21 protein-coding genes and 2 pseudogenes are annotated in these 24,126 nt (G+C 36.3%); 18 read left to right on the top strand and 5 right to left on the bottom strand.

Annotation, left to right across the window (positions count from 1 at the left end):
- The first annotated feature begins 31 nt into the window (after positions 1-31).
- The 7 genes and pseudogenes from AA0017_RS14885 to AA0017_RS14855 all read left to right on the top strand — a co-directional run bounded on the left by AA0017_RS14885 (position 32) and on the right by AA0017_RS14855 (position 6,439).
- Entirely contained in the window at positions 32-2,203 is a 2,172-nt protein-coding gene (locus AA0017_RS14885) for an EAL domain-containing protein (RefSeq protein ID WP_413375635.1), read from the top strand.
- A gap of 125 nt (positions 2,204-2,328) precedes the next feature.
- Positions 2,329-3,093 (top strand): AraC family ligand binding domain-containing protein, encoded by a 765-nt coding sequence (locus tag AA0017_RS14880; RefSeq protein WP_413375633.1) that lies wholly within the window; start codon positions 2,329-2,331, stop codon positions 3,091-3,093.
- Positions 3,078-3,227: pseudogene (locus tag AA0017_RS14875) on the top strand (iron chelate uptake ABC transporter family permease subunit); the annotation flags it as partial. The gene AA0017_RS14880 and the pseudogene AA0017_RS14875, both read left to right, overlap by 16 nt.
- A gap of 377 nt (positions 3,228-3,604) precedes the next feature.
- Positions 3,605-4,144 carry an SMI1/KNR4 family protein gene (locus AA0017_RS14870; protein ID WP_413375631.1) on the top strand — a complete coding sequence of 180 codons (540 nt, stop codon included), beginning with the start codon at positions 3,605-3,607 and terminating at the stop codon, positions 4,142-4,144.
- Between the two features lie 87 nt (positions 4,145-4,231).
- On the top strand, positions 4,232-5,119 hold the full coding sequence (locus tag AA0017_RS14865) for an alpha/beta fold hydrolase (protein WP_413375629.1): 888 nt from the start codon (positions 4,232-4,234) through the stop codon (positions 5,117-5,119).
- Positions 5,120-5,165: 46 nt separating this feature from the next.
- Positions 5,166-5,354, top strand: coding sequence for a DUF4177 domain-containing protein (locus AA0017_RS14860; protein ID WP_413375627.1), 189 nt, complete (start codon positions 5,166-5,168; stop codon positions 5,352-5,354).
- 260 nt (positions 5,355-5,614) lie between these two features.
- The gene (locus tag AA0017_RS14855) at positions 5,615-6,439 is read left to right on the top strand and encodes an AraC family transcriptional regulator (RefSeq protein ID WP_413375625.1); all 825 of its coding nucleotides are present in this window, start codon (positions 5,615-5,617) and stop codon (positions 6,437-6,439) included.
- A gap of 186 nt (positions 6,440-6,625) precedes the next feature.
- Here the strand turns inward: AA0017_RS14855 and AA0017_RS14850 are convergent, their stop codons facing one another.
- The gene (locus AA0017_RS14850) at positions 6,626-7,519 is read right to left on the bottom strand and encodes a VOC family protein (protein ID WP_413375623.1); all 894 of its coding nucleotides are present in this window, start codon (positions 7,517-7,519) and stop codon (positions 6,626-6,628) included.
- A gap of 251 nt (positions 7,520-7,770) precedes the next feature.
- Between AA0017_RS14850 and AA0017_RS14845 the strand changes: the two genes are divergently transcribed.
- Both AA0017_RS14845 and AA0017_RS14840 read left to right on the top strand, forming a co-directional pair.
- Complete coding sequence (locus AA0017_RS14845; protein WP_413375621.1) at positions 7,771-8,064, top strand: hypothetical protein; 294 nt, start codon at positions 7,771-7,773, stop codon at positions 8,062-8,064.
- A gap of 43 nt (positions 8,065-8,107) precedes the next feature.
- On the top strand, positions 8,108-8,908 hold the full coding sequence (locus AA0017_RS14840; RefSeq protein ID WP_413375619.1) for a class I SAM-dependent methyltransferase: 801 nt from the start codon (positions 8,108-8,110) through the stop codon (positions 8,906-8,908).
- A gap of 1,296 nt (positions 8,909-10,204) precedes the next feature.
- Here AA0017_RS14840 and AA0017_RS14835 read toward each other — a convergent pair.
- Positions 10,205-10,384, bottom strand: a complete 180-nt coding sequence (locus tag AA0017_RS14835) for a hypothetical protein (protein ID WP_413375617.1) — start codon at positions 10,382-10,384, stop codon at positions 10,205-10,207.
- Positions 10,385-10,435: 51 nt separating this feature from the next.
- On the opposite strand from AA0017_RS14835, the gene AA0017_RS14830 reads away from it, so the two are divergent.
- The 4 genes from AA0017_RS14830 (at position 10,436) to manA (ending at position 16,242) form a co-directional block, all read left to right on the top strand.
- Positions 10,436-10,912 (top strand): GNAT family N-acetyltransferase, encoded by a 477-nt coding sequence (locus tag AA0017_RS14830; RefSeq protein ID WP_413375615.1) that lies wholly within the window; start codon positions 10,436-10,438, stop codon positions 10,910-10,912.
- A 231-nt stretch (positions 10,913-11,143) separates the two neighbouring features.
- Entirely contained in the window at positions 11,144-13,078 is a 1,935-nt protein-coding gene (locus tag AA0017_RS14825; RefSeq protein ID WP_413375613.1) for a BglG family transcription antiterminator, read from the top strand.
- A 166-nt stretch (positions 13,079-13,244) separates the two neighbouring features.
- A complete protein-coding gene (locus tag AA0017_RS14820) occupies positions 13,245-15,185 on the top strand; it encodes a fructose-specific PTS transporter subunit EIIC (protein WP_413375611.1) in 1,941 nt (646 codons plus the stop codon).
- A 100-nt stretch (positions 15,186-15,285) separates the two neighbouring features.
- Positions 15,286-16,242, top strand: a complete 957-nt coding sequence (manA, locus tag AA0017_RS14815) for a mannose-6-phosphate isomerase, class I (RefSeq protein WP_413375609.1) — start codon at positions 15,286-15,288, stop codon at positions 16,240-16,242.
- A 127-nt stretch (positions 16,243-16,369) separates the two neighbouring features.
- On the opposite strand, the gene AA0017_RS14810 is transcribed toward manA, so the two are convergent.
- Entirely contained in the window at positions 16,370-17,221 is an 852-nt protein-coding gene (locus AA0017_RS14810) for an ROK family protein (RefSeq protein WP_413375606.1), read from the bottom strand.
- Positions 17,222-17,427: 206 nt separating this feature from the next.
- Between AA0017_RS14810 and AA0017_RS14805 the strand changes: the two genes are divergently transcribed.
- The 4 genes and pseudogenes from AA0017_RS14805 to AA0017_RS14790 all read left to right on the top strand — a co-directional run bounded on the left by AA0017_RS14805 (position 17,428) and on the right by AA0017_RS14790 (position 20,587).
- The gene (locus tag AA0017_RS14805; protein WP_413375604.1) at positions 17,428-18,156 is read left to right on the top strand and encodes a Type 1 glutamine amidotransferase-like domain-containing protein; all 729 of its coding nucleotides are present in this window, start codon (positions 17,428-17,430) and stop codon (positions 18,154-18,156) included.
- Between the two features lie 55 nt (positions 18,157-18,211).
- A pseudogene (locus tag AA0017_RS14800) lies at positions 18,212-18,679 on the top strand (NUDIX domain-containing protein).
- A 54-nt stretch (positions 18,680-18,733) separates the two neighbouring features.
- Positions 18,734-19,408, top strand: a complete 675-nt coding sequence (locus tag AA0017_RS14795) for an HAD family hydrolase (protein WP_413375602.1) — start codon at positions 18,734-18,736, stop codon at positions 19,406-19,408.
- A gap of 396 nt (positions 19,409-19,804) precedes the next feature.
- Positions 19,805-20,587: an enoyl-CoA hydratase/isomerase family protein gene (locus tag AA0017_RS14790; protein WP_413375600.1), complete on the top strand. Its 783-nt coding sequence runs from the start codon at positions 19,805-19,807 to the stop codon at positions 20,585-20,587.
- Between the two features lie 145 nt (positions 20,588-20,732).
- On the opposite strand, the gene AA0017_RS14785 is transcribed toward AA0017_RS14790, so the two are convergent.
- Positions 20,733-21,869 (bottom strand): ABC transporter ATP-binding protein, encoded by a 1,137-nt coding sequence (locus tag AA0017_RS14785; RefSeq protein WP_413375598.1) that lies wholly within the window; start codon positions 21,867-21,869, stop codon positions 20,733-20,735.
- 297 nt (positions 21,870-22,166) lie between these two features.
- Between AA0017_RS14785 and AA0017_RS14780 the strand changes: the two genes are divergently transcribed.
- Positions 22,167-22,589 carry a DUF1801 domain-containing protein gene (locus tag AA0017_RS14780; protein ID WP_413375596.1) on the top strand — a complete coding sequence of 141 codons (423 nt, stop codon included), beginning with the start codon at positions 22,167-22,169 and terminating at the stop codon, positions 22,587-22,589.
- A 311-nt stretch (positions 22,590-22,900) separates the two neighbouring features.
- Here AA0017_RS14780 and AA0017_RS14775 read toward each other — a convergent pair whose 3' ends face one another.
- A complete protein-coding gene (locus AA0017_RS14775; protein ID WP_413375594.1) occupies positions 22,901-23,956 on the bottom strand; it encodes a tetraprenyl-beta-curcumene synthase family protein in 1,056 nt (351 codons plus the stop codon).
- Positions 23,957-24,126 lie beyond the last annotated feature (170 nt).

The following is a 24,126-nucleotide window of genomic DNA, read 5'->3' as shown; positions in this document are numbered from 1 at the left end:
TTTTATAAAAACGAGAAGGAGGCTCAGGGATATGGTCCAAAAAAGGGATGATTCAAAAGATAATGGAGTGTCAACTAAATATATTCAACAGTTATCATCAAGTTTTGCTATATTGGAAAATATAACAGAAGGAGTTCTGGTCTTAGACGAACATTGGTGTATTATATACGTCAATCATAAAGTTGAGAGGTTTGTTGGGAAAACAAATGATGAGCTTATTGGTAATATTCTTTGGGATTTATTCCCTGAATCAAAAGTAGATAGTAATTTTAGTAAGTACGCACATCAGGCAATGGCAAAACAAGTTCCCGTTGTGTTTGAAGAATATTTTAAACCAGCGAATGTATGGCTAAAAGTTAGAGTGATACCTTGGAATAAGGGGTTAATTTGTTATTCATTTAATATTACTGAGCGCAAAAGCTTTGAGAGATCAATTGATTATATTGCTTTTCATGACTTTTTAACAGATTTACCTAACCGCAGGTATTTTGAAAAGAAGTTACAACAAATAATAGAGGAGTCGAATCAAAACAAAAGCTCCTTTGCTTTGATCTCATTAGATATGGATCGATTTAAAAATATTAATGATACATTGGGACATCATATCGGTGATCAATTAGTCATACAAATGGCTGGAACATTAATTCAACAAATGGGTTTAAAAGGATTTATTGCCAGGCTAGGAGGCGATGAATTTGCCGTCATTTTAGATAAGCAGTTCCAGACCGAAAAAGTGGTAGATAAGATAGTTAAAGATTTTATTACTCATTTAGAAGAATGTCCTTTTAAGATATCTGATCATGAATTTTATGTAACGGTTAGTTTAGGAATCAGTTTTTATCCACAACATGGTACAGATGTTCAATCCTTATTAAAAAAAGCTGATATCGCTTTATATCGGTCAAAAGAACAAGGTCGAGATACATATCGAATTTATCATCCGGACATGGATATCGACAGTTATAAAAGGTTTTCGCTTGAAAAAGACCTGCGTATGGCGATTGAAGGAAACAAGTTAGAATTGTATTATCAACCACGAGTGCAAGCAGATTCTGGAAAAATGATAGCGGCAGAAGCACTTGTTCGTTGGAGACATCCGGAATGGGGGATGGTCTTACCGAAAGATTTTATTTCAATAGCGGAAGAGTCTGGACTTATATTCCCACTGACATATTGGGTTTTACGAACGGCCTGTAAGCAAATAAAAGCATGGGAACTTGGAGGAGCTCCGATTGTTCCAATCTCTATCAATATCTCAGCTCATCAGTTTTCAGCATCAAATTTAATTGATAATATTCAACAAATTCTTAAGGGAACAAAAGTAGATGGGAAATGGATAGAAATAGAGATTGCAGAAACATCTATTTTGAATAACCAAGACTTAGTCGAATCAACGATTGCCGAATTAAAGAAATTAGGGATAAAAGTGTCATTAGATGACTTTGGAACGGGCTATTCTTCGCTTGCTTATTTAACGCAATTTAAGGTAGATGTCTTAAAGATAGATCGGCATTTTATTCGGAATATTACGACGAATGAATCTGAAGCTACTGTTGTAAAGTCAATCATTCGCTTAGGACATGGTCTAGGTTTAAAAGTAGTGGCTGAAGGAGTCGAAACACATGAGCAGCTGACTTTCTTAAAACAGCAAGATTGTGATGAAATACAAGGTTTTATTTATAGCAAACCGGTCCCTATACATGAGTTTGAGAAGTACCTCCGAAAGCCAAAGTTAGCCTTAACTAGTTATGAAATTGAAATAAATTATAAGAATAGAAGAAAATTTTTCCGGATCATTCTTCCTTTTCCTCTAAGCTCACAAATGACGATTATCAAAATAAAAGATAAAGATATTAAATTAGGCTATTCGGAGGTGGTCATTGAAGATATTGGACTTGGGGGGATTTGTTTCTTATCACATTTATGTTTAGCTGTAAATGAAGAGATTATTTATCAATTTGAGACCGAGGTTTTAGGAGAGCATATAAGGGCTTCTGGTTGTATTGTTTGGAGACAAGAGGTGGAGAGGAACACTTACCGATATGGGGTAGAATTTAATCGTGATACGAAGGAAAGTGAACAGTTATTTCAGCTATTGAATCGGCTAGCTTTACAAATGAAAAAGAGTCCACTTGTCCCAAATAGTCGAATTATTGAGATAGATAAATTTAAATATTTTAAAGAGAATATAATGAATAACTAGTCATTTCCAGTATTTAAATGGAGCTTTTCCCTGAGAAAAGCTTCTTTTTTTGGCTGTCATCAAGTAAAATGACTGTTAGATAATGAGAATCAATATCATTTGGATTTTCTTTGAAAGGAAGTTACATGATGTTAACGAAGAGGGAACTGACTCAACTGAAGAATACAATGTTTGTCTATTCTGAGATTCATTATAAACATTATGAGCCGGGTTCGGAAATGAAGCGTAAATATGTTTCAAAGCATACGCTCATTTATATCATCTCTGGAAAAGGACGATTAACTTGTAATGAAAGAACGTATGTCGTGGAGCAAGGGAAGGTCTTTTTGTTAGCTCCCGGACAAATAGTCGAAGGAGTCGTTGATTGTACAGAACCTGTTCGGTTTTATGCCATTCCCTTTTTCTATCAGTGTTTTGGAGGTGGGGCCCCTATGCAAGCGTCTTTCCCATTTTTAGACGAAGGGGAAGTTTCTATTAAAGACACTTCACAAATTCTGACTTTGTTAAAGCAAATCGATGAAAACAAAGAGACCGAAGATCCTTTGCAAGAGTGGAGGCAACGAATTCGTTTTCAAGAAGTGATGTATACCATTGTATCAAATAGGCAGAGACAAAAAGAATGTGGTGACACTCATATAGTAATCGAACGAATCGTGAAATATATCAATGAAAATTATATGAAAGAGATTTCGATCAAGGGACTCGCAGAATGGTTTGGGTTAAGTCCAACGAATTTCGCAAAAATCTTTAAAGCTTATGTTGGGGTGAAGCCGAGTCACTATCTCACGCAAATAAGAATGAAAAGGTCAAAGGAATTACTCTATTCGAATCAACGTCTAAAAGTGGTTGCTAAAAGTGTTGGTTACAACGATGACCAACTGCTGCTTTAGTCGGAGCGTTGTTAATGATTTTCGCTGATATGATCGGTAGGATTTTTCTGTCCCCTTCTGAAATCCCAGCCGGAATCGTTGTATCCGCGATTGGAGCACCGTATTTTATTTATTTGTTGATGAAGAGTCATTGAGTACGGAAGCGAGTGTGGCGTGTGGATATGCGATTATATGTAACGTAAAGTTTGTGATCCTGAGATTAGGGTACGGATAAAGGGTTATAGGTAATGAAAAACATGTGACCCCAAGATTAGGGTACGAATAACCGATTTTATGTAATAGAATATTCGCAATCAAAAGATTACAGTACAAATAACATACAGTCTCTGCAAATGATTCGCTCCAAATAGCCATTAACTTACTGATAATAGTTAATGGCTATTTAAATCCTGCGAACGGTGTTTCATGGATTCATACTGAACTGACTATTAAATTAGCAAATAAAAAGAGGAATTTTAGAATGTTTTCAGAAGGTATTTATGAAAGTTTTCATATGGGGAGGGGAATGAAGATGAAGGAGTTGAGGGTAGAGGATGTTTTGAAAGCATTAAAACTAAGATTAGATGAAAATAACTTATTACATGTCCACCGTACATCAGAAGTGATACCTAAAATGGGCTTTATATTTAATGAACCTATTACTCATCATGAGTTAGAACATTTAATCTCCAAGTATAATTTAACTTTACCGCAAGAATATAGAGATTTTCTATTAGTACATAATGGAGCAAAGTTTTTTACTGATGAATATGGCGATTCTTTTAGTTTATATTCAATTGAGGAAATGATTCATGAAAAACATTTAATGGAAGGTTATTGTGATATTCATTACTTTTTGAAAAGCTGTTACCCAATTGGATATATGACGGATTTCGGGACATTATTACTTGATCATTCTAAAGGGAAGCAAAGCATTAAAGGAAATATGCTCTTACATTCGATTGAAACAATAAACCTGAATTGTGATTTAAAAACTTGGTTAGAAAGAATGATAATAGCTCAGGGGGTAGCTTATTGGGAATGGTATTCAAAAGTGGTTGAGTTTGATTAGAGGGAAAAAGTGAAAATATGGCTCGTTATGTAATGGTGTAATACTGTCAACGTGGAACATTATAAAAGTATTAAGGAGGAAGCCATCATGTGGAAAAAAGAAATGATCCAAACAGCTCGAGGAGAGTTTGAAGTTTTCGCGAAAGGTAAAGGTGAACCAATATGTATTACTCATTTGTATAGTGAATTCAATGAGTTAGGAGCTTACTTCGCTGATGAATTTACCGATTATTTCAAGGTCATCTTAGTGAACTTAAGAGAAACAGGTCAATCATGTAAGGCAGAAGATGACCATTTACTGAGTATGGAAGAAACCGTGTTTGATTTAGAAGCGATAAGAGTAGCACTTGGCTATTCCAAATGGGCTTTCGGTGGGCATTCAACTGGGGGAATGTTAGGTTTAAAATATGGAATCCTTGCACAGGAGTCCTTAACGAAATTGATAGTGGGAGGGGCCGCAGCATCCAAAAAATATATGGAACACCCTGGTAGCATGTATTGTTCAAAATCACCATTGAACAAAAGGGTATTAGAAGTTTTAGCTATTTTAAAGACTTCTGACAATCGAGAGGAAAGAATAAGTGCAAGTACTGAATGGTCAAACATGTCTTTGTATCAACCAGAAAAAAGGGAGGAGTACTTTAAGAAGCCAAGCAGTGGTAGAACGATAGCGAAACGATTAGATTATTACTCTTATGAAGAATTACCTACCTATGATTTGGTTGAGCAATTAAAAAAGGTTAAAATTTCAGTCTTTGTTTACTGTGGTGTGCATGATGCTCAATGTCCTTATGTATTTTCAGAAGAAATTGACGCAAATTTACCTAACTCTATTTTACATACATTTGATTATAGCAACCATAGTCCATTTCTCGAGGAAAAGAACAAATTTAATCAAATGGTGATTCATTTTAAAGACATTAAAATGGGGAATTTATTAAGTGAAATGACCAATTATTCGGAAACTAAAAATTGATCTTTACGTATAACAATTAAAGTGATTCTTGCGGGAGGTCTGAAAAATGTTCGAATATAAATTTGTCAAAGTGGAACTAAGTAAATGGAATAGTACACCAAAAGAAAATTACCAAGAAATCATTACCGAGCATGCGAATGATGGCTGGAGGTTTATTCAAATATTCGCACCAGCTACCTCTGGCTATGGTTCGGCTTCGTATTTTGAAATTATTTTTGAAAGACCAAGCATATGATAGCTTTTCTCTAGTTTAGTCGTATAGTACGATCTTAACGGTTGTAAAGTGGCTAAATTAGGAAATGGGGGAGTTGGAGAAATTTTGATATTTAACGAATTTGGTTTACATCATTAGAGGTAATGGGTGGATAGATGGAATATGGTTTTTTTAGAAAAACGGAGAAGAATAAGAAAGGTATATAGTCATATTCTAGATGAACCCAAAACTCCAAATTGATTACTTTGGTTTGATATTCTTTAACATAAGGAGCTTTAAAAGTGGATTTATTAATTAATTTAAACACAGCAGTAGAATATATAGAAAAGCATTTGGATAATGACCTTGATTATGGAGGACTAGCGAAGATTTCTTGTCTCCCAGAACATCAATTTAAAAGAATGTTTTTCTTAGTAGCGGGTGTATCTATATCAGAATATGTACGTAGAAGACGTTTAACTTTAGCTGTTTTTGACTTGAAAAAAGGAAAGAAAGTAATTGATGTCGCTGTAAAGTATGGTTATCAATCCTCTGATTCTTTTTCTCGAGCGTTTCGAGCGCTTCATGGGGTGACTCCAAGCAAAGTTAAAAGTAGAGAAGTACCACTAAAAACTTTTCCTCGAATGAGCTTCCAAATTTCTATCAAAGGGGATGATGCTATGGATTATCGATTTGTTGAAAAAGAAGCTTTTACTGTAGTAGGTAAAAAGGAAACGGTGGCATATAACGGTTCTGAATTCAACCCGGCAATATGGGAGCATTTAGAAGAGATTGAACATGAGCTTAAGCCGTTTGATAATACTGCATTTTCAGGTGTCTTACATATGTCTTTAACAAAGGGTACAGGAGAAGTTGATTACTATATTGCTGTTTCTACAACTAGTCCATGTTCTCCTACCTTTGAGCAAATAAACATTCCGGCGAATATATGGGCTGTATTTATTGCAGAAGGTGAGATGCCAAAGGCTTTATTAAATACATGGGAAAAAGTATATACCGATTGGTTTCCGAGCTCAGGTTATGAATTAGCAGAAGTCCCTGAGATTGTGAAGCCTATTGATGAAACAAAACTGGAAATATGGATTCCTGTCAAGGGTAAGAATTAATGTATATAGTCAGCGTTTTTGAAGGAAGAAGGATAAATAGTAATGTTAACTTTAAATACATATAAAATGGGGTCTTGTGAGTGAATTGAGCTAACAAGCCTCTTTTTTATTCAAAATGGGAAGGTTCTCCTCGACCAAATTAGAGGAAAGTGAGATGTCTTAGGTTTGACATCTCACCATTTGTGATCAATCGTTGTTATTCTGCATTTTTTCTACATTAATTAACAAGTTGCTTCCCATCTCTTCAATTGCTTTCTCTAACCCATTTTCATTTTCCATCATGGTGGCTAAGTCAAGGGAAATGATTTGCCACCAAACTCCATATTTATCTTCTAACCAGGCACTAGCTTCACGATACAGACCTTTTCCTTCTTTTGAGAGAGCTTTCCAAAAGTTATCAACTTCTTTTTGAGTACGGCAAACTATAATAAATGATATTCCTTCAGTAAAGGGGGGAAGTGTTTCATTTGTATAAGCCCCTATAAACTGCTGATTCTTTAAGTGAAAAAAAACCTCATCGTTTTCATTTTGATGATAGGTTTTTATTGAGTGTAGAGCGCTTTGAACCTCCTGAAATAATGACTGATAAAAAGCTAAGGCTTCTTTAAGCTGCTGATCATTTGAGAAAAAAAGATGAGGAACAACCTGTTGTTGAGTATCGACCGATATAATAAGTTTCCAGTAAATCCCAAATTTATCTTTCACCCAGGCGAAAGGTTCAGAAAGTTCATCTTTAGAAAGAGGTACAACAATATCACCTGAAGTAGAAAGCTGCTGATAGATCTCATAAAATTCTTCTTGATTCTCGCATTGTGCGGATAAGGAGATTGATTTATTAAATTCATATTCTGGACCTGTTCGACCGTTTAATGCTGTAACGGATGTGCTCCCTATAGTGAAATCTACATTCATCACACTTCCTGCCTGTGCAGGGTCTATGCCACATTTAATACAATCTTTTCGCTCTTCTGGAAAACGAGTGACTTGAACGATGGCTGAGTTTTTAAATATCTTTGTATAAAAGTACGCGGCATCCTCAGCTGCGGTATTGAAATTTAACTTTAACGATATAGAAGTCAAATTATGCTCCCCCTTGTTTTTTATAAGTTAATCATGCGATATAGCATAACAAAAATAGAAAAAGAAGTTCCGACTTTTGAAGAGCATAAATGTCGGATTTACGTAATTTCCGTCCATTGTGTAGTAGACCCTTATATAAAAATCACCAAATTATATATGAACAAATTAGTGGAAAACGGATCTATTTAACGATTTTGATATGATATAATAGGAAATATTTTCAAATTAATAGGTTTTGAAAGGAGTCTAATATGAAAGAAAATCCTAATCGAGGAATTTTAATAGGTATTTTAATTTGTTTAATTTTATTAGTATTAGGTAGTAATTCATCTGATCATTACTATCCGCAACAGTTTCCAAGTCAGATTGAAACCTATTCCAATGATGAGCAAATATTCACATTAGGAGATAACAAGATTGTCATTTATTCTTGGGGAGAATTTACCGTTTTTGAGTGGGATGAAGAAAGTAAGAGCTTTAAGTGGATCGAGACATTTGATCAGTATGAGCTTCAAAACGAAATCGACATGGATAGTTTAGAGTGAGCGGCCAGTGTACTTGAAACTTTAAATAGGAGGAGAACAAGTAATGAATGATTACGGTAATGATTTATTTAAAGGAACAGCCTATTATTATTCTCGTTATAGACCATTATACCCGGCTGCATTAGTTAGATATTTAATAGAGAAGTTTTCATTAAATGGCCAAGGACATATGCTCGATTTAGGTTGTGGGACTGGTCAATTAGCCTATCGTTTTACTGATTGGTTCGATAGTATTTTAGGAATAGACCCCGAACGAGAGATGATCCAAGAAGCAAAACGATTTAGTAAAGAAATAAGAGCAGATCATTTAGAGTGGTTTAATGGTGATTTATTTAAGTACATAAATATGGAAACAAAATCTTTTAAACTCGTAACCATTGCGAAAGCGTTTCATTGGATGGATAGAGCAAAGGTGCTGGATACTTTATATGACATGGTCAGTGATGGGGGAGGAATTGCCATTATAGATAATTATAATCCTCAGCAAGAGAAGTTACTGTGGCAGAAGAAGGTTGATGAAGTAGTGAAGGAGTGGTTTGGAGAGGAAAGAAGAGCAGGTAGTACTACTTTTTCTCATCCGACTGTTAGTTACGAAGAATTGATAGCACATTCCAAGTTCGAATTAGAAACCGAACAAATCCAACCTTATGAACAAGTTTGGGATATCGATTCAATCATTGGCAATTTGTATTCTACATCCTATGGAAAACTGTCATTTTTAAAAGGAAAAGTCGATCAATTTGAGAGTCATATTAAAGAAGAATTATTGGCTCTTAATAGTAAAGGTATTTTTAAAGAAGAGATTCATCTATCGGTAAAGCTCGCGATGAAGAAAAATGCTTGAGCGGAGGGGGGGATGGGCTCAAGTGTTCTACATAGTAGTATTCTATATAAAACAAGCAATACAAGAAAAAACAAAAAAGTTTACCTTAGGAAACTTTTTTGTTTACACGCAAATGTAATTGAGTTAAAATATTTATTATAACTCCTCCTTAGGATGTTTAAAAGGAAAGGGCTTCCCATTAAGCTCTTTCCTTATTTCCCTTTAACTATCCAAAAACCGAGAAGGATGACTCCAATTCCTATACCAGTTCGCCATGTAGGAACCTCTTTTAGAAATATATAGCCAATAAGAACACTTACAAAAATCTCTAATCCTTTAGAAATAATAAGTGAGAATGTGAGGTTGCTAAAACTCTTTGCCAAAAATTTAACTCCGTAACCAACCATTAGCATTGAACTTATTAACTCAACTTTCGCAGAGTATGATTGACTCTTAACCGTTGATAGAGATTGATTTTAGGGCGATACAATACTCAAATTGACTTTACATGAACGGTTCAATCGTTGACAGTCTGAACACATCTCTTCGTAGGCTGTTGAAGAAATCTGTTCACTAAAATTAGGCCCTCCGGCTGTCGCTCCCAAACAGACACTCCGCGTCCTGCAGGAACCTCATGAGCCTCCTCAGCGTTTCACGCTTGCGGGGTCTCATTGGACGGTTTATTCCTGCGGGAGTCTCCGTGTCTGTTTGTCCGCTAGATCATGGAATCGAATCTAGGTTCGGTTTTCTCATTGAATAAAAAAACAGTCATGACTTCAACGTACATTAGCTTGAGAATGTTTTTTCTCTTTCCATGACTAAATCCGTTACAGTTGTAAACAAATCAGTGTGGATGCTCTGTATGTTAGCTAGATGATCGAGCTGGTTTCGATTTGAATCATGTCTTTTCATGACGGCAGACTTAGGAAAAAATAGGTGGCAATTACCTATTTAGTTCAACAACCAATTAGTTCAACAACCAACAAAGTTAAGAAAAAGGTCCTTCTGCGTTAGAAATAGCTGATTGAGAATGGCCCTATCATCAAGCATCTCCCCTACACTTAGCGGACAAAACCATACGGAGACTCCCGCAGGAATAAACCGTGGAGCGAGACCCCACAGGTGTACCGAGGAGGCTTGCCAGGTTCTCGGCAAGGACGTGGAGTATGGTTTTGGTAGCGACCGCCGGAGGGCATATTTTTTTTACTGCACAGTTTATCCGTTTGGTGTGATAGTGCGTTCTCGCTTTTCAAACGTGTCAAGGGCATTTGTTTAGGAGTTTCCCTTTCGCTCTGCCAACTAGTGGAATGGATTTTCTCAATGCGAAAGTTGAGTTATTAATAAGGGAATCATTTTTACATAATACCAAAGTGTTGAGAAAAAATGAGCATCTATATGTTTGGTTTGATAGGCATAGATGGAATTGATCATAATTAATCCACCGATCATCAAAAGAACTGAAATAATAACCATAATAGCCAGACTCTTACGTTTCAACTTTACCACCAAAAGAAGACTACTTGTAATTTATGGGAGAGGGAAATTGTCATGAAAAAAACGGACTATATACAATTAAAGCACTTCTCAAATGAAGATTTAGAGGTTTTAAAGACTTTTAAATTGCCGGAAGAACAGGGACAATTTACATCGTTGCCGATTCATTTTCAAGAAGTAATAGAAGGACAGCACCGAATTGTGATAGTTGATGATGCTGAACCAGTTGGCTTCTTTTTATTGCATGTAACGGAGCGAGTAAAAGATTACTCAGATAACCGAAAGGCAATGCTGCTCACTTCATTATCAATTAATCATTTGAAACAAGGAAAAGGTTATGCAAAACAAGCAATGACTTTAGTAAAGGAATTTGTTGTTTCTGAATTTCCTCACTACAATGAAATCGTATTAGCTGTCAATCATAAAAATACCGCAGCTCAAAAGTTATATATAAAAGTTGGTTTCCAAGATACTGGACGGAGGAAAATGGGGCCAATTGGGGAACAATTTATAATGAGTTTAATGTTATGACAAAAGGATTTGAGATTATAAATATTTGTGAAATTTGTATTATAGAATGCTAATTGGTGAACAAGTAAAGTTTTTTAATAACCATTAGTAGCACTAGTATTCACACAATCTAAGGTGATGTTGTTCCCCTCACAAGTTGAGCGTATTTCTAATAATGTTTTAGCTGCTTTCTATACGAACGCTTTCAGTTCATATACAATATAGGAAGTAAGTCTTAAAGTAGGTGTTAAGATGAATGGAAGACAAAAGAAATTATTAGAAATTTTATTGAGGGGTCATAATGAAGCTGTCCAGCAAGTTCAGACTTTGGCAGAATTACTGGACTGTTCTGAGAAAACAGTTCGTAATGACTTGAAACAGGTTGAAGTTTTTCTTCAAGAAGTTTCAAAAGCCGTGATCGTTCGAAAACCTGGTGTAGGTGTTTATCTTGAAGCCGAACAAATCGAACGAGCACAATTGTCTAAAATGATATGGCAAAAAGCATCTCAAACACAGGGAGAGAGGCTGGTTGAAATAGGTTATCAATTATTAACGAGTGATAAACCTATTACTTTACAGAAACTGTCAGAGCGTTATTATGTTCCTAAGGCTACGATAAAGAAAGATATAGAGGAAATAACTAAATGGTTAAATCGATTTGATATTGAATTGGTCTCTAGACAAAAGTTAGGAAGCACGATTCAAGGGACAGAGCTCAAACGGAGAAGTGCACTTGCTCATTTAACCAAATTAAATGTAACTTTAGAGAATAAAGGCTATGTATTGGACCTATTCCCACCATATGAAGTGACAATTGTAAAAAACCTATTACAGAACTTAGAGAGTCGCTTTTCGATTCCTTTTGCCGATGGTGCTCTGGAAAGTTTACTAGTCCATGCTCTTATTATGATTAAACGGACTAGGCAAAGGTCTTCTGTAAGTGTTGTTGAAGTAGATAAGAGAAAGATAAAGCAAAAACAGGATTATCAATATATAAAATGGTTTACTGAACAGCTGGAACGTAATTTGAAAATCACTTTTCCAGAGGATGAGCGGGTTTATTTTACCTTACATTTAATTAGCAGCAAAAGAAAAAGAGAAGCAGGACCGGACGATTTACTTGTTGAGCAAGACTTATTAGTCAAAGTAGTAAGCGATTTAGTCAAGAAGGCGGACCGCTTAACGATGGCAGGATTTGAAGCAGATCCTTTACTTCAAAGAGGTCTTATGATTCATTTACATTCGGTTTTAAATCGAATCACATCTGGTTTTGCCATTACAAACCCGTTGTTAGTTGATATTAAAAAAATGTATCCTTATATTTTTAATATGATTATTTTGGCCTTGCAGGAAATCAAAGAAACCTATCATTTAATAATTCCAGAAGATGAGGCAGCTTATCTCGTTCTTCATTTTCAAGCTTCGATTGAACGAAAAGATGGGATTAGAGAGAACAAAAAGAGACTTTTAATTGTTTGCCACCTTGGAGTAGGGATGTCGCGTCTTTTAGAAGTCAAAATGGAGCAGTATTATCAGGACATTCATGTAATTGGATGTGTTGGGAAAGCTGATTTAAATGAATTTTTGAATAAACAATCAGTGGATATGGTGATTTCGACGGTTGATCTTCCAAATCTACATATTCCATATATTGTTATTTCGCCATTATTAGAGTCACGAGATAGAGAAAAGCTTAATCAATTTTTTGAGAAATATGAAAATGAGAAAAAAGATGGGGGAGAGGGCTCTTCCCTTTTGTCCTTAGTGAATCACGAGATCGTACACCTACATATAAAAAAGGAACATCCTTTTGAAGTAGTGGAGATGCTTGGGAATTCCCTTTATAAGCAAGGTTATGTTCATAAAAATTTTACTCACAGTGCCTTAATTCGGGAGCGAACATCAGCAACATCAATTGGTGGTGGCGTTGCTATTCCTCATGGACAACCAGATTTAATCATTAAATCAGCTATTAGTGTTGCTACTTTAGAAGAACCGCTGAGATGGGGAGATGAGCTAGTCTCCGTTGTTTTTTTATTAGCAATATCTAATGACGATTCTAAATTAACAAGAGGAGCAATTGGAGAAATCGTTGCCATTAATGAGTCTGGAGCCATGGTTCAGGAACTAATAAAAGTAAATGATGCAAAGGCATTTTTAGATATATTAAAGAGAAGAACATTGTAGAGAGTGGGGAAACCTGCTCTTTTTCTTTTTATTAAATGAGAAAAATGTCTATTGAATAAACTATTTTTACCGAAATAAGTGGTAAAAACAAAAAATATATAGGTTTTGGAAAGGCATTATAATATAGGAAAGCGCTTAAATGAATTTTGTTTTGGGAGGAAATAAGATGAAGATATTAGCTGTCACGGCTTGTCCAGTTGGTATTGCCCATACTTATATGGCTGCGGAAAACTTGCAAAAAGCAGGAAAATCACTGGGAATAGAGATAAAAGTAGAAACACAAGGCTCGATTGGTGTAGAAAATGAGTTGACAGAAGAAGATATTCTAGAAGCTGATGGTATTATTATCGCAGCAGATAAAGAAGTGTCAAAAGATCGTTTTGTTGGAAAAAAAGTAATTGTCACAGGAGTACAAGAAGGAATTCGTAAACCGGAAGAGTTAATTAATCGCTTCAAAAACGGAGATGTTCCGGTTTATAAAGCAGACTTAGCTACTCAAAGTGTGAAAAAAGAAAAGCGAAAAGAAAATCCGATTTATAAGCATTTGATGAGTGGAGTATCTTATATGGTACCATTCATCGTTGTTGGGGGATTATTGATTGCTTTGGCTTTAACGCTTGGTGGAGTCCAAACCCCAGGTGGAATTGTGATACCAGAAGATTCGGTTTGGAAGCAGATTGAAAGTCTTGGTGGAACAGCCTTTATGTTTATGGTTCCAATATTAGCAGGTTTTATTGCCGTTAGTATTGCAGATAGACCTGGGCTTGTACCAGGAATGATTGGTGGGTACATTGCAGCAAATGGTAGTTTTTACGGAAGTGAAGCTGGAGCGGGATTTATCGGAGGGATTATTGCCGGGTTTCTAGCCGGTTATGTCGTATTAGCTATTAAAAAGCTTAAAGTACCAAAAGCGATTCAACCAGTTATGCCGATCATTTTTATACCGATTATCGGTTCAGTCGTTGTAGGGTTAGCATTTATATATGTAATTGGTGCCCCGGTGGCTCAGATTTTTGAACTATTAACTTCAATGCTTGCAGGGATGCAAGGGACAAGTTCTATTATTTTAGCGTTGATTCTTGGAGCAATGATTTCTGTTGATATGGGTGGGCCCTTTAATAAAGTAGCATTTCTATTCGGTTCTGCGATGATTGCAGAAGGGAACTATGAAATTATGGGACCAATCGCTGTAGCTATTTGTATCCCGCCAATTGGTCTAGGCCTTGCTACATTCTTATTTAAACGTAAATTCAGACCGCAAGAAAGAGAAGCTGGAAAAGCCTCTTTTACAATGGGCTTTTTTGGAATTACGGAAGGGGCGATCCCTTTTGCGGCACAAGATCCTTTACGAGTGATTCCAAGTATTATGGTTGGATCCATGGTTGGTTCTGTAATTGCGATGGTGGCCAGTGTTGGCGATAGGGTTGCACATGGTGGACCAATTGTTGCAGTACTTGGGGCTGTAGACAACGTCCTTATGTTCTTTGTTGCAGCTATTATTGGTTCGGTCGTTACGGCATTAATGGTGAACTTTCTTAAAAAGGACGTAAACCTAGAACCTGCTCCGATAGCTTCTGATTCTAGCAAAAATAATGTTGCTGGTGGAGAAGAAGTTGTTGAGCCAAATGGTACAGATATGAAAGTGGAGATAAAAAAACTGACTGACATCACGAGCTATGATTTAATTGAAACGGATTTAACTAGTTCAACTCGTGATGATGTCATTGATGAATTAATAAAGAAGTTAGATAAGACGGGTGTGTTAACTTCAGAATCTGACTTTAAACAAGCGATTTTAGCTCGTGAAGCCGAGAGTACAACAGGACTTGGAATGAACATTGCGATTCCACATGGTAAATCAAAAGCGGTCAAACGCCCAACGGTTGCCTTTGGAATTAAACAGGAAGGCGTTGACTGGAGTAGTCTTGATGGGACATCGGCAAAACTTATCTTCATGCTGGCCATCCCAGAAGAAAGTGCAGGAGATGACCATTTGAAAATCTTACAAATGCTATCTCGAAAGTTGATGGATGACACTTTCAGAGAACAACTTCTTCGTGTAGCGAATAAAGAAGAGGCGTATGAATTATTGAATCAAATTGTTTAAGCACTACTTTGGAGAATAGAAACTGCTGTGAACAAAGGGTCTTCTTTTTTAAGAGATGTGCTAATATTGTGCTAGTGATAACTAAAGATGGAGGTAAGGCATGTACGAGGAACCTATTTTTTTAAAACCTGTCTTTCATGAAAGAATATGGGGTGGACAGAAATTAAGTACAGAGTTTAATTATGTGATTCCCTTTGAAAAAACAGGGGAAGCGTGGGTTATTTCTGCTCACCCTAATGGACCGAGTGTAGTTAAAAACGGGCCATTGGTAGGGAAAACATTAGCCGAGCTTTGGAACGAGCACGGACAATTATTTAATAAGGAGCAAGACAATCAGGAAGAATATCCTTTATTAATCAAAATTTTAGATGCTGCCGATGATTTGTCCGTTCAAGTTCATCCCAATGACGAGTTTGCTCGCGAGGTTGAAGGGGTTCCATACGGGAAAACAGAATGTTGGTATGTCCTTAGTGCAGAAGAAGGAGCAGAACTAATTTTGGGACATAAGGCAACTACAAGAGAAGAGCTTGAGGATATGATGGGAAATGGGCAATGGGACCATTTACTGAAGCGAATTAAAGTACAAGCCGGTGACTTTGTTTATGTTCCCAGCGGCACGATTCATGCTATTGGCAAGGGGATTGTGATTTTAGAGACTCAGCAAAGCTCCGATATCACGTATCGAGTGTATGACTATGACCGTGTGGATGCCTCTGGTCAAAAGCGAGAGTTACATTTGGAACGTTCCAAAGAAGTGACCACCGTCCCACATCAGGATGTTGAAGTCGAGCAAAGTATATCTGTATTTGGAGATTTAGCAGTAAAGAAATTGGTAGAAGAACAGTATTTTAGCGTTTATCATTGGACGTTAAGTGGGAAATCAAGTTTGAAGATGGAAGCAGATTTTTTACAAATAAGTGCCATTGAAGGACAAGCAGAAATAACAGTGAACTGGAAGGCGATATCTATTCAAAAAGGCGACCATTTTATTTTGCCTAATGGAATTAAGGAATATCAGCTCTCCGGAAAAGCAGAGTTTATTGTTTCTCATATTTAAATAGTGATTTTCTTTTATCAGCCCCGCCCATTCTCGTTTGGTAGGGGTTGATATATAATTCTCCACGATAACCCCCCGTCTATGCGACTTGATGTCACTGAGACGGGGGGGTATGTATAGGAAGAAGTTAACTTAAAGTTAGGGCTATTGCTCCTTTAATTCCTTGTTCATCATTTAATGACGGTGCTACAATAAATTGAGCCATTTCTTCTATTGTCATATAGCCATTTAATAACTCAATCAGTTTGCTCTGTACAAGTGAGTATAATTGTTTCTGCTTCATAACTCCGCCACCTAATATGATTTTTCCAGGAGACAATACTAATATGTAGTTCATGATTGCTTGAGATAAATAATAAGCTTCAAGTTCCCAAACACCGTCAACCGCAGCTAGTTCATGCCCCTTTTTTCCATAACGTTTTTCGATAGCAGGACCAGAAGCAAGACCTTCTAAACATGTCTGATGATAAGGGCAGCACCCTTCAAATATGTCGTCTACTCTCTGTTGAACCATTATATGGCCCATTTCTGGATGACTTTCTCCTAAATAGGGCCTACCTTCTTTAACGAAACCTGCTCCAATTCCCGTACCTACTGTTATGTATAGAACGCTCTTTGTTTTTCTTCCTTGGCCAAATTTGTATTCTCCCAAAGCCGCTGCGTTTACATCTGTATCTAAGAAAATAGGGATCTGATAATCTTGTTTTAATTTGTCTAAAAGAGGATAGTTTTTCCATTTTTGTTTGGGAGTGTTTAAAATAGTGCCATATGTTGTACTATCTTTGTTTAAATCAACGGGTCCAAAACTTCCCACTCCGATAGCTTCAATTGAATGAACATCAAAAAACTCTTTTGCTTGAAGTAATGTGCTTTCTGGGTCCTCCGTTGGAAAAGTTATTTTGTCTACGATCTCCCCGTGTTGATTTCCTACTGCACATACAAATTTAGTTCCACCAGCTTCGATACCACCGATTAACATGAGGTCAGCTCCTTATTTGTTTATTATTAATAAAATAACATAAAGCAAGAAAAGAGTGAATTATGAATCGATTAATATTAGGGCAATACTTCAATTAGAGGTATTGTTTTTTAGCTTAGGAAGGATAATGACAAAGCATAGTAGAAGGTATAGATTTTTAAAGTAAATTCTTGCATAAAATAACTAGAACACATGGAGGTATTTCTATGGGAAAAGTCGTTGCAATTGGTGGAGGGGAAGTTAGTTCTAGAGAAACTTTTTTAATTGATAAATTTATCGTGGAGTTTGCAAATAAACAAAATCCCGATTTAATATTTATCCCTACAGCAAGTAATGACAATGAGAACTATTCTAATGCAATTAAAGAGCTCTATGGTAAGAAGCTTAATTGTAACGTCGATGTCTTAAATCTTATTAAAGAAAACTTCTCTTTTGATGTGCTTAAAAGAAAGTTATTGAGTGCAGATATTATTTACGTTGGTGGTGGTGACACTATAAAAATGTTAAAAGTTTGGGAAGAAAAGAAGGTGAATAAAATTCTTATTGAAGCATACCGAAAAAACAAAGTAATGGCAGGCTTAAGTGCAGGCGCTATTTGCTGGTTTAAAGAGGGGCATAGTGAACGAGATGATGCAGTTAATGCTCGAGGGTATTGGGATAAGGAAACACCAATTGGGTTAGGTTTAATACCAGCCATTCATTGCCCGCACTATAATGAAGCGGGGAGTGAGAGTTTTGATAAACAGATGAATCAACAGTTGTTGCCTGGTATAGCTATAGATAACAATTGTGCCTTTGTACAAAAAGATAATAAATACAAAATTATAAAAGCAGAATCAGCTAGTAAGGCATATTTATTTCAAAGTTCTAATGGAATAGTGAAAAAAACTGAATTAACTTCTACAGAATTTATGCCAATTAACCATTTGTTTTAATATTAACTCGTATTTGTAAGAAAACTAGATAAAAATATTCCGTAAGGGGGCTTTTTTGAATTATCCTATAAGAGTAAGAGCTGGTGCAGTAATTATAGAAGATAACTCAATTTTATTAATTGAATTTAAGGATGAAAATGGAGTGCATTATAATTTGCAGCTGGTGGTGTAGAACAAGGTGAATCGATTATTGAAGCGGTGAAAAGAGAAGCAATGGAAGAAGCGTGCGCTGATGTGGAAGTAGGTTCAATAGCGTTTGTTTATGAATATGCCCCACATTTGAATGCGAATAAATTTGGTGAAACTCATTCTTTGCATCTAATGTTAGAATGTAAGATAAAAGAAGGAAGTAAACCCAAAACACCTGAAAACCCTGATGAAAACCAAACCAATGTAAAGTGGATCTCATTTTCAGAATTATATAGTATTATTTTATATCCAATGTATAGTTGAGTACGCTGAAAGAAAAAACAATATAGAACTAATAGAAGAGCCTACACTCGAAGAATATCCCAATATATAATCATTTTAAATCGATTATACAAAACGAGACATAGAAAGCCGGAGTTGATTCAAGATGATCAAAGCTGTTTTATTTGATTTAGACGGAACTTTATTAAATCGAGACCAATCAGTTAGTAATTTTATTGAAAAGCAATATGAGCGATTGAATAAATGGGTAGGGCATATCAGTAAAGATGCTTACATAACAAGGTTTTTAGAACTGGAAAAGCGTGGGTATGTATGGAAGGATAAAGTCTATCAGCATTTAGTAGATGAATATGAGATAAAAGGGGTAACGCCTGAGTTTTTATTAAAAGACTACATGAATGAATTTAAGCATCATTGTGTCCCTTTTCCTAATCTTCATCGTATGTTAGAGCAACTGAAAAGTAGCAATTACACTTTAGGTATAATTACAAATGGGTATGGACAGTTTCAAATGGATAATATAAAGGCTTTAGGGATTGAAGGATATTTTGATGTTATTTTAGTATCTGAATGGGAAGGGATAAAAAAGCCTGACCCGAAAATATTTCAAAGAGCGTTGAAGCGACTTAAAACTTCTCCTAATGAAAGTCTATTTGTAGGTGACCACCCTGAAAATGATGTAAGGGCAGCACAAAATGTAGGCATAAAGGGAATATGGAAAAAGGATATTTACTGGAATCATGTTGCTGCTGATTTAATTGTTGATGACTTGGTGGAGTTACCTTTGATGGTCGAAGGGGTAAATCGAAGTTTTTGTTAATGGTGTGGTGATTAGCTGAAATAAGATAGTTATTTCTTGTTAAGGACGAAACGGAGGGCATTTGTTCCCTACTTAAATTTTCCATCGTTATTCAAAACAAAGGGTAACATTCAACATGTTGAGCCGTGGTAACCCTTATCTTCTATTTCCTCAGCTTTTGTTGTACTGTTTTTGGAATTCTGATCTTGTTAATGACGCAGTTTGCTCATCCTCCTTTTATCAGCGTTGATCCTTTAAACGCCATTGCCAAATCAACATTAGGAGAAAAGAAGCTCATTTGTCTGAAAAAAATTATTTTTTTAGCAGGGATAATAGTATATGTAAAGAATTATATATAAAAGGGGTGTAAATTAATTACATAGTAAAAAGCTAGTTAAGAAGAAAAGAGGAGATAAAATGAGTGAAAGTGTGTTGGTTGAAAAAAACAATGAAATCGCTACCATTTATTTAAACGAACCGGATTCGTTAAATGCGATGGGATTAAAATTGATTAAGGAATTGACGACGGTGTTAAGAGAGTTAGAAGAGGACCGTTCGATTAAAGTCGTCATTTTAGCGGGTAAGGGTAAGTCTTTTTGTGCCGGTGGAGATATTAAAATGATGGCAAACGAGGACCTTACTTTATTAAAAACTAAAGAAGTGATTGATGATTTTACTGGAATTGTCGCAACGATGCGCAAGATGACAAAGGTAATTATTGCGGCTGTACATGGTTATGTTGCTGGGGCTGGAATGAGCTTAGCTTTAGCAGCTGATCTGATTTTAGCGGAAGAGGATAGTCGTTTTGTTTTGTCGTTTAAAAATATCGCTTTAATTCCAGATCTCGGCATTCATTATCATTTACCGAAAGTGGTCGGTGAATTGAAGGCCAAGGAATGGATTATGCGTGGAGTGAATTTAACAGCGGAAGAAGCCAAAGCAGAACGACTAGTCAGTGAGGTTGTCACAAAAGGAGCGTTATTGGAAACAGCGAATGGACTAGCAGCCGAAATCGCTAGTGGTCCAACTCAAGCCTTCGTCAGCTCAAAACGAATTATTCATGATTCTTTTGATTCGTCGTTTGAAGAAGTAATAGAAAAGGAAAATGCTGCACAAATTATTATGCGTGGAACGGACGATCATCGTGAAGGGATTCAAGCCTTTTTCGAAAAGCGCCGTCCAAAGTTTTCTGGGAAATAGATTTATATGATAAAGAGAAAGGAGCTGTCCAAAAGGATCATGAAAATGACATGATTGGGTTCAGCTCTTTTTCTAACTATTGAAGAGTGAGCAGTCATGAACTTTCATCCGCTCGCTTTCCGTGGACGAACCGCTGAGGCTTTTATTAAGCTAACTGAGTTTCCTTCTTTATACTATTTTGAAATTGAATTCGATTCTCTGTTTTAACATCAAAAAAGTGGATTTTATCCATATCCAAAGTTAGTAATAGATCTGCACCGCTAGATAAATCGGTGCGTGAAGGGATACGGGCAATTAAATCTTGGTTTTCAATTTTTGTATAAAGGTAAGTTTCTGAGCCCATTAACTCTGCAACTTCTATTTTGGCAGTGATTTTTTCTGGAGTAGTAATTCTATTGAAAAATTGACTATCATATATATCTTCAGGACGAACTCCTAGTATGATCTCTTTATTTGAATAGCCTTGTTCTTCTAGTGCATTTACATATTTTATAGGGAGCTTGAATGAAACTTTATCTGATAATATAAAATGCTCATTTTGAATCGTACCATGTAAAAAGTTCATGGCAGGAGAGCCGATAAAACCGCCAACAAATATATTAGTAGGGGTATCATAGACTTCTTTTGGTGCTCCAACTTGTTGAATCACACCGTCTTTCATAATGACAATCCTTGTAGCCATTGTCATAGCTTCTGTTTGATCATGGGTGACATAAATAGTGGTCGTTTGCAGACGTCTGTGGAGTTTGGTAATTTCGGCTCTCATTTGAACACGGAGTTTAGCATCTAAGTTAGATAGGGGTTCATCCATTAGAAATACTTTTGGATCACGAACGATCGCTCGTCCTAAAGCGACTCTTTGGCGTTGTCCGCCAGACAAGGCTTTAGGTTTACGAGTTAACATTGACTCTAATCCAAGAATTTTGGCTGCTTCTTGTACTCTTTTTTCAATTTCACTTTTCTTGAATTTTCTAAGCTTGAGGCCGAACGCCATATTATCATAGACGGTCATATGAGGGTAGAGTGCGTAATTTTGAAAAACCATTGCTATATCACGGTCTTTAGGGGCTGTATCATTCACTCGTTTATCTCCAATATATAAATTGCCTTTTGAAATCTCTTCTAATCCAGCAATCATCCGTAATGTCGTTGATTTTCCACAGCCTGATGGTCCTACGAAAACAATGAATTCTTTGTCTTGAACATGAAGATTAAAGTCGGTTACAGCTGTTACGTCTTCGTTATACATTTTATAAATATTTTCTAATACTATATCAGCCATTAGGATTCCTCCTTTTTATTTATATAAAACATTATAACGAATCCTAAGAAGCACTTGTTGTAGGATGGAAGTTAATCAGACAAACAATATAAAAATATGAAAGTGTTCTAGGGGATTGTGGTTTTGAAAAGTTATTGCAGATATATTAAAGTAAGAACTAAAAACAACTGAGTGGCTGCGGATTTAAAATCAAATATAATGAAGTGGGCGAGAGTGACTTTTTAGAATCCGATTATTTCATCGATGATAGCTAATGAGTAAGTAACCAGAACTATTTAAAAGGGAGATGAACCATTCGTGTACGAGCTGAAAACAAAAGAAACCGACCATGATGTCATTGAGTTTATTGAAAAAGTTGAAAGTCCTAAGAAAAAACAAGACGCTTATGAATTATTAGACATTTTTACGGAAGTTACTGGTTACGAGGCAAAAATGTGGGGGCCAAGTATTATTGGCTTTGGTTCCTATCATTATAAATATAAAACCGGTCACGAGGGAGATGCACCGCTTGTTGGCTTTTCACCACGCAAAGCCAAAATCAGTCTCTATTTTGCAACCGGTGATGCTAAACGAGATGAATTATTAAAAGATTTTGGAAAACATACATCAGGAAAAGCTTGTGTTTACATTAATAAAATAGCCGATATTGATGTTGATGTATTAAAAGTATTAATTAAACAGTCAATCACATTTCTGCGAGAAACTTATCCAGAAGAGTGAGGATGATTGTGTATAGTTATGAGCGGATAGGCTGTCTAGGAGCTGGTTAGTGAGCTTTGGGTGGCCTTTTTTGTATAGGCATTTGGCGGAGCTGAGTGGCCTAATTATGGTGCAAATCCTGATTTATTCGTACCGTAATGGGCGGAGAGTGAGAATTTCATTACCAATCCCATGTGATACGCACCGTAATCGGAGGAAAGTGAGAATTTTATTACCAAAAGTGTGTGATACGCACCCTAATGAAGCCAACCGATAAATTATAATCCCAATCCCCACTTCCACCGAAAAACTAGAGCCCTCCACTTACCTAATCAAACTGTTTCGCGATACATCCAACTATTGAGATAGAAAAATGCGGTTGGTAAACCTCCAAAGCGGATAAAACGTTTCGCTGTTTTTTTGAGTCCTTTATCTTGCTGTACTTTATTATCAGCTAAATATATGGCGATAAGGCCTTTATTAATCAGTTGATGGAACTTCCAATCTGGTAATGTTCGTATGCTCTCCTCGGCTTTTTCTTTGATAAATTTAAACCGTTCAACCATTTGTTCTTCGTTGTCGTAATAAAAAATAAAGTTGAGGTCGCCGCCGATTCGATCCTCTTCTTGATCGATAAAATAATCGAGTAGAATATGAAGACCTTGAACCCAAGGGAAGTAGCCATTTTTTAAGGCTTCGAATTCCTCTTTTTTCATCTCACTCTTTGAAGCGTAGGCAACAAGACAAAAGATTCCTAAAGTAGAGCCCGCACATGCCGAAAATTCGTACCAGGTCATCGGTGGTAACTCATGTTTATGGTGCTCATGCCAATTTTGAAGCAACTCGACACGCTTACTCTTTTCCACATGCTTAAATACTTGTAAATCACAATAATATCCGGCTAATTGGTGCAAGGCATCTTGGCAATTTGGGAACCCAGGTAATTGCTGGAGAACTTCTTGGCAAGTTAATATAAGTGAAGCTAAATACCCCCCATCGTCTTGGTCAGCGCGAAGGTGATAATAGTTTTCGGGTTTGGCTCCAGGGGTTAAGGCGTGAAACATGGACTGATGGAGAGCTCGGAAATCTTCTTCTTTTAAAGAAGTACTCCTGTCACAAAGGTTATCTAAGTAATCACTTATGGTTTGATAGGCGACGATAAACCGTATCACTCTTTGACGTTCGTTTCCTGCGAGTAATCCATAAACGGCTCCACCGTCACAATGAAATGCCTTCTCTTTTAGACTTGTTACTGCTTGTGTTCGAAGTTCTGAATTTGGGATGTTTATCGCTTTTCGCCTCCACTCATCTAAATAGAAACGGACTTCTGGAAATGTTTCTTTTTTCACTTTATAAAGCATCGTCCAAGGGGTCTTAGGAATTTTCATTGAACACACTTCCTTTTTTAGTCATTTGGAGTAATATGCCCCATTTTATCCTCGACCATGCTTAGGGAAATGACCTGCTAGATATTTCCTTTTTTTACTTTGTCGGTATTTCTTGTAAGAGCCCACACATCTTTCGTTTAGTAACATAGGGTATGAATTGAGGAGATTAA

The organism is Alkalihalobacillus phoenicis, from assembly GCF_047302405.1.
GTDB lineage: Bacteria > Bacillota > Bacilli > Bacillales > Bacillaceae_D > Alkalihalobacillus.
Note: the sequence above shows the minus strand (reverse complement) of the source record. Positions and strands in the feature narration are given on the sequence as shown.

What these genes read in the sequence shown, in the direction of transcription:
- AA0017_RS14885 (WP_413375635.1), top strand. Translation starts at nt 32, where the DNA reads ATGGTCCAAAAAAGGGATGATTCAAAAGATAATGGAGTGTCAACTAAA.
- AA0017_RS14880 (WP_413375633.1), top strand. Translation starts at nt 2,329, where the DNA reads ATGATGTTAACGAAGAGGGAACTGACTCAACTGAAGAATACAATGTTT.
- AA0017_RS14870 (WP_413375631.1), top strand. Translation starts at nt 3,605, where the DNA reads ATGAAGGAGTTGAGGGTAGAGGATGTTTTGAAAGCATTAAAACTAAGA.
- AA0017_RS14865 (WP_413375629.1), top strand. Translation starts at nt 4,232, where the DNA reads ATGTGGAAAAAAGAAATGATCCAAACAGCTCGAGGAGAGTTTGAAGTT.
- AA0017_RS14860 (WP_413375627.1), top strand. Translation starts at nt 5,166, where the DNA reads ATGTTCGAATATAAATTTGTCAAAGTGGAACTAAGTAAATGGAATAGT.
- AA0017_RS14845 (WP_413375621.1), top strand. Translation starts at nt 7,771, where the DNA reads ATGAAAGAAAATCCTAATCGAGGAATTTTAATAGGTATTTTAATTTGT.
- AA0017_RS14840 (WP_413375619.1), top strand. Translation starts at nt 8,108, where the DNA reads ATGAATGATTACGGTAATGATTTATTTAAAGGAACAGCCTATTATTAT.
- AA0017_RS14830 (WP_413375615.1), top strand. Translation starts at nt 10,436, where the DNA reads ATGAAAAAAACGGACTATATACAATTAAAGCACTTCTCAAATGAAGAT.
- AA0017_RS14825 (WP_413375613.1), top strand. Translation starts at nt 11,144, where the DNA reads ATGAATGGAAGACAAAAGAAATTATTAGAAATTTTATTGAGGGGTCAT.
- AA0017_RS14820 (WP_413375611.1), top strand. Translation starts at nt 13,245, where the DNA reads ATGAAGATATTAGCTGTCACGGCTTGTCCAGTTGGTATTGCCCATACT.
- manA (WP_413375609.1), top strand. Translation starts at nt 15,286, where the DNA reads ATGTACGAGGAACCTATTTTTTTAAAACCTGTCTTTCATGAAAGAATA.
- AA0017_RS14810 (WP_413375606.1), bottom strand. Translation starts at nt 17,221, where the DNA reads ATGTTAATCGGTGGTATCGAAGCTGGTGGAACTAAATTTGTATGTGCA.
- AA0017_RS14805 (WP_413375604.1), top strand. Translation starts at nt 17,428, where the DNA reads ATGGGAAAAGTCGTTGCAATTGGTGGAGGGGAAGTTAGTTCTAGAGAA.
- AA0017_RS14795 (WP_413375602.1), top strand. Translation starts at nt 18,734, where the DNA reads ATGATCAAAGCTGTTTTATTTGATTTAGACGGAACTTTATTAAATCGA.
- AA0017_RS14790 (WP_413375600.1), top strand. Translation starts at nt 19,805, where the DNA reads ATGAGTGAAAGTGTGTTGGTTGAAAAAAACAATGAAATCGCTACCATT.
- AA0017_RS14785 (WP_413375598.1), bottom strand. Translation starts at nt 21,869, where the DNA reads ATGGCTGATATAGTATTAGAAAATATTTATAAAATGTATAACGAAGAC.
- AA0017_RS14775 (WP_413375594.1), bottom strand. Translation starts at nt 23,956, where the DNA reads ATGAAAATTCCTAAGACCCCTTGGACGATGCTTTATAAAGTGAAAAAA.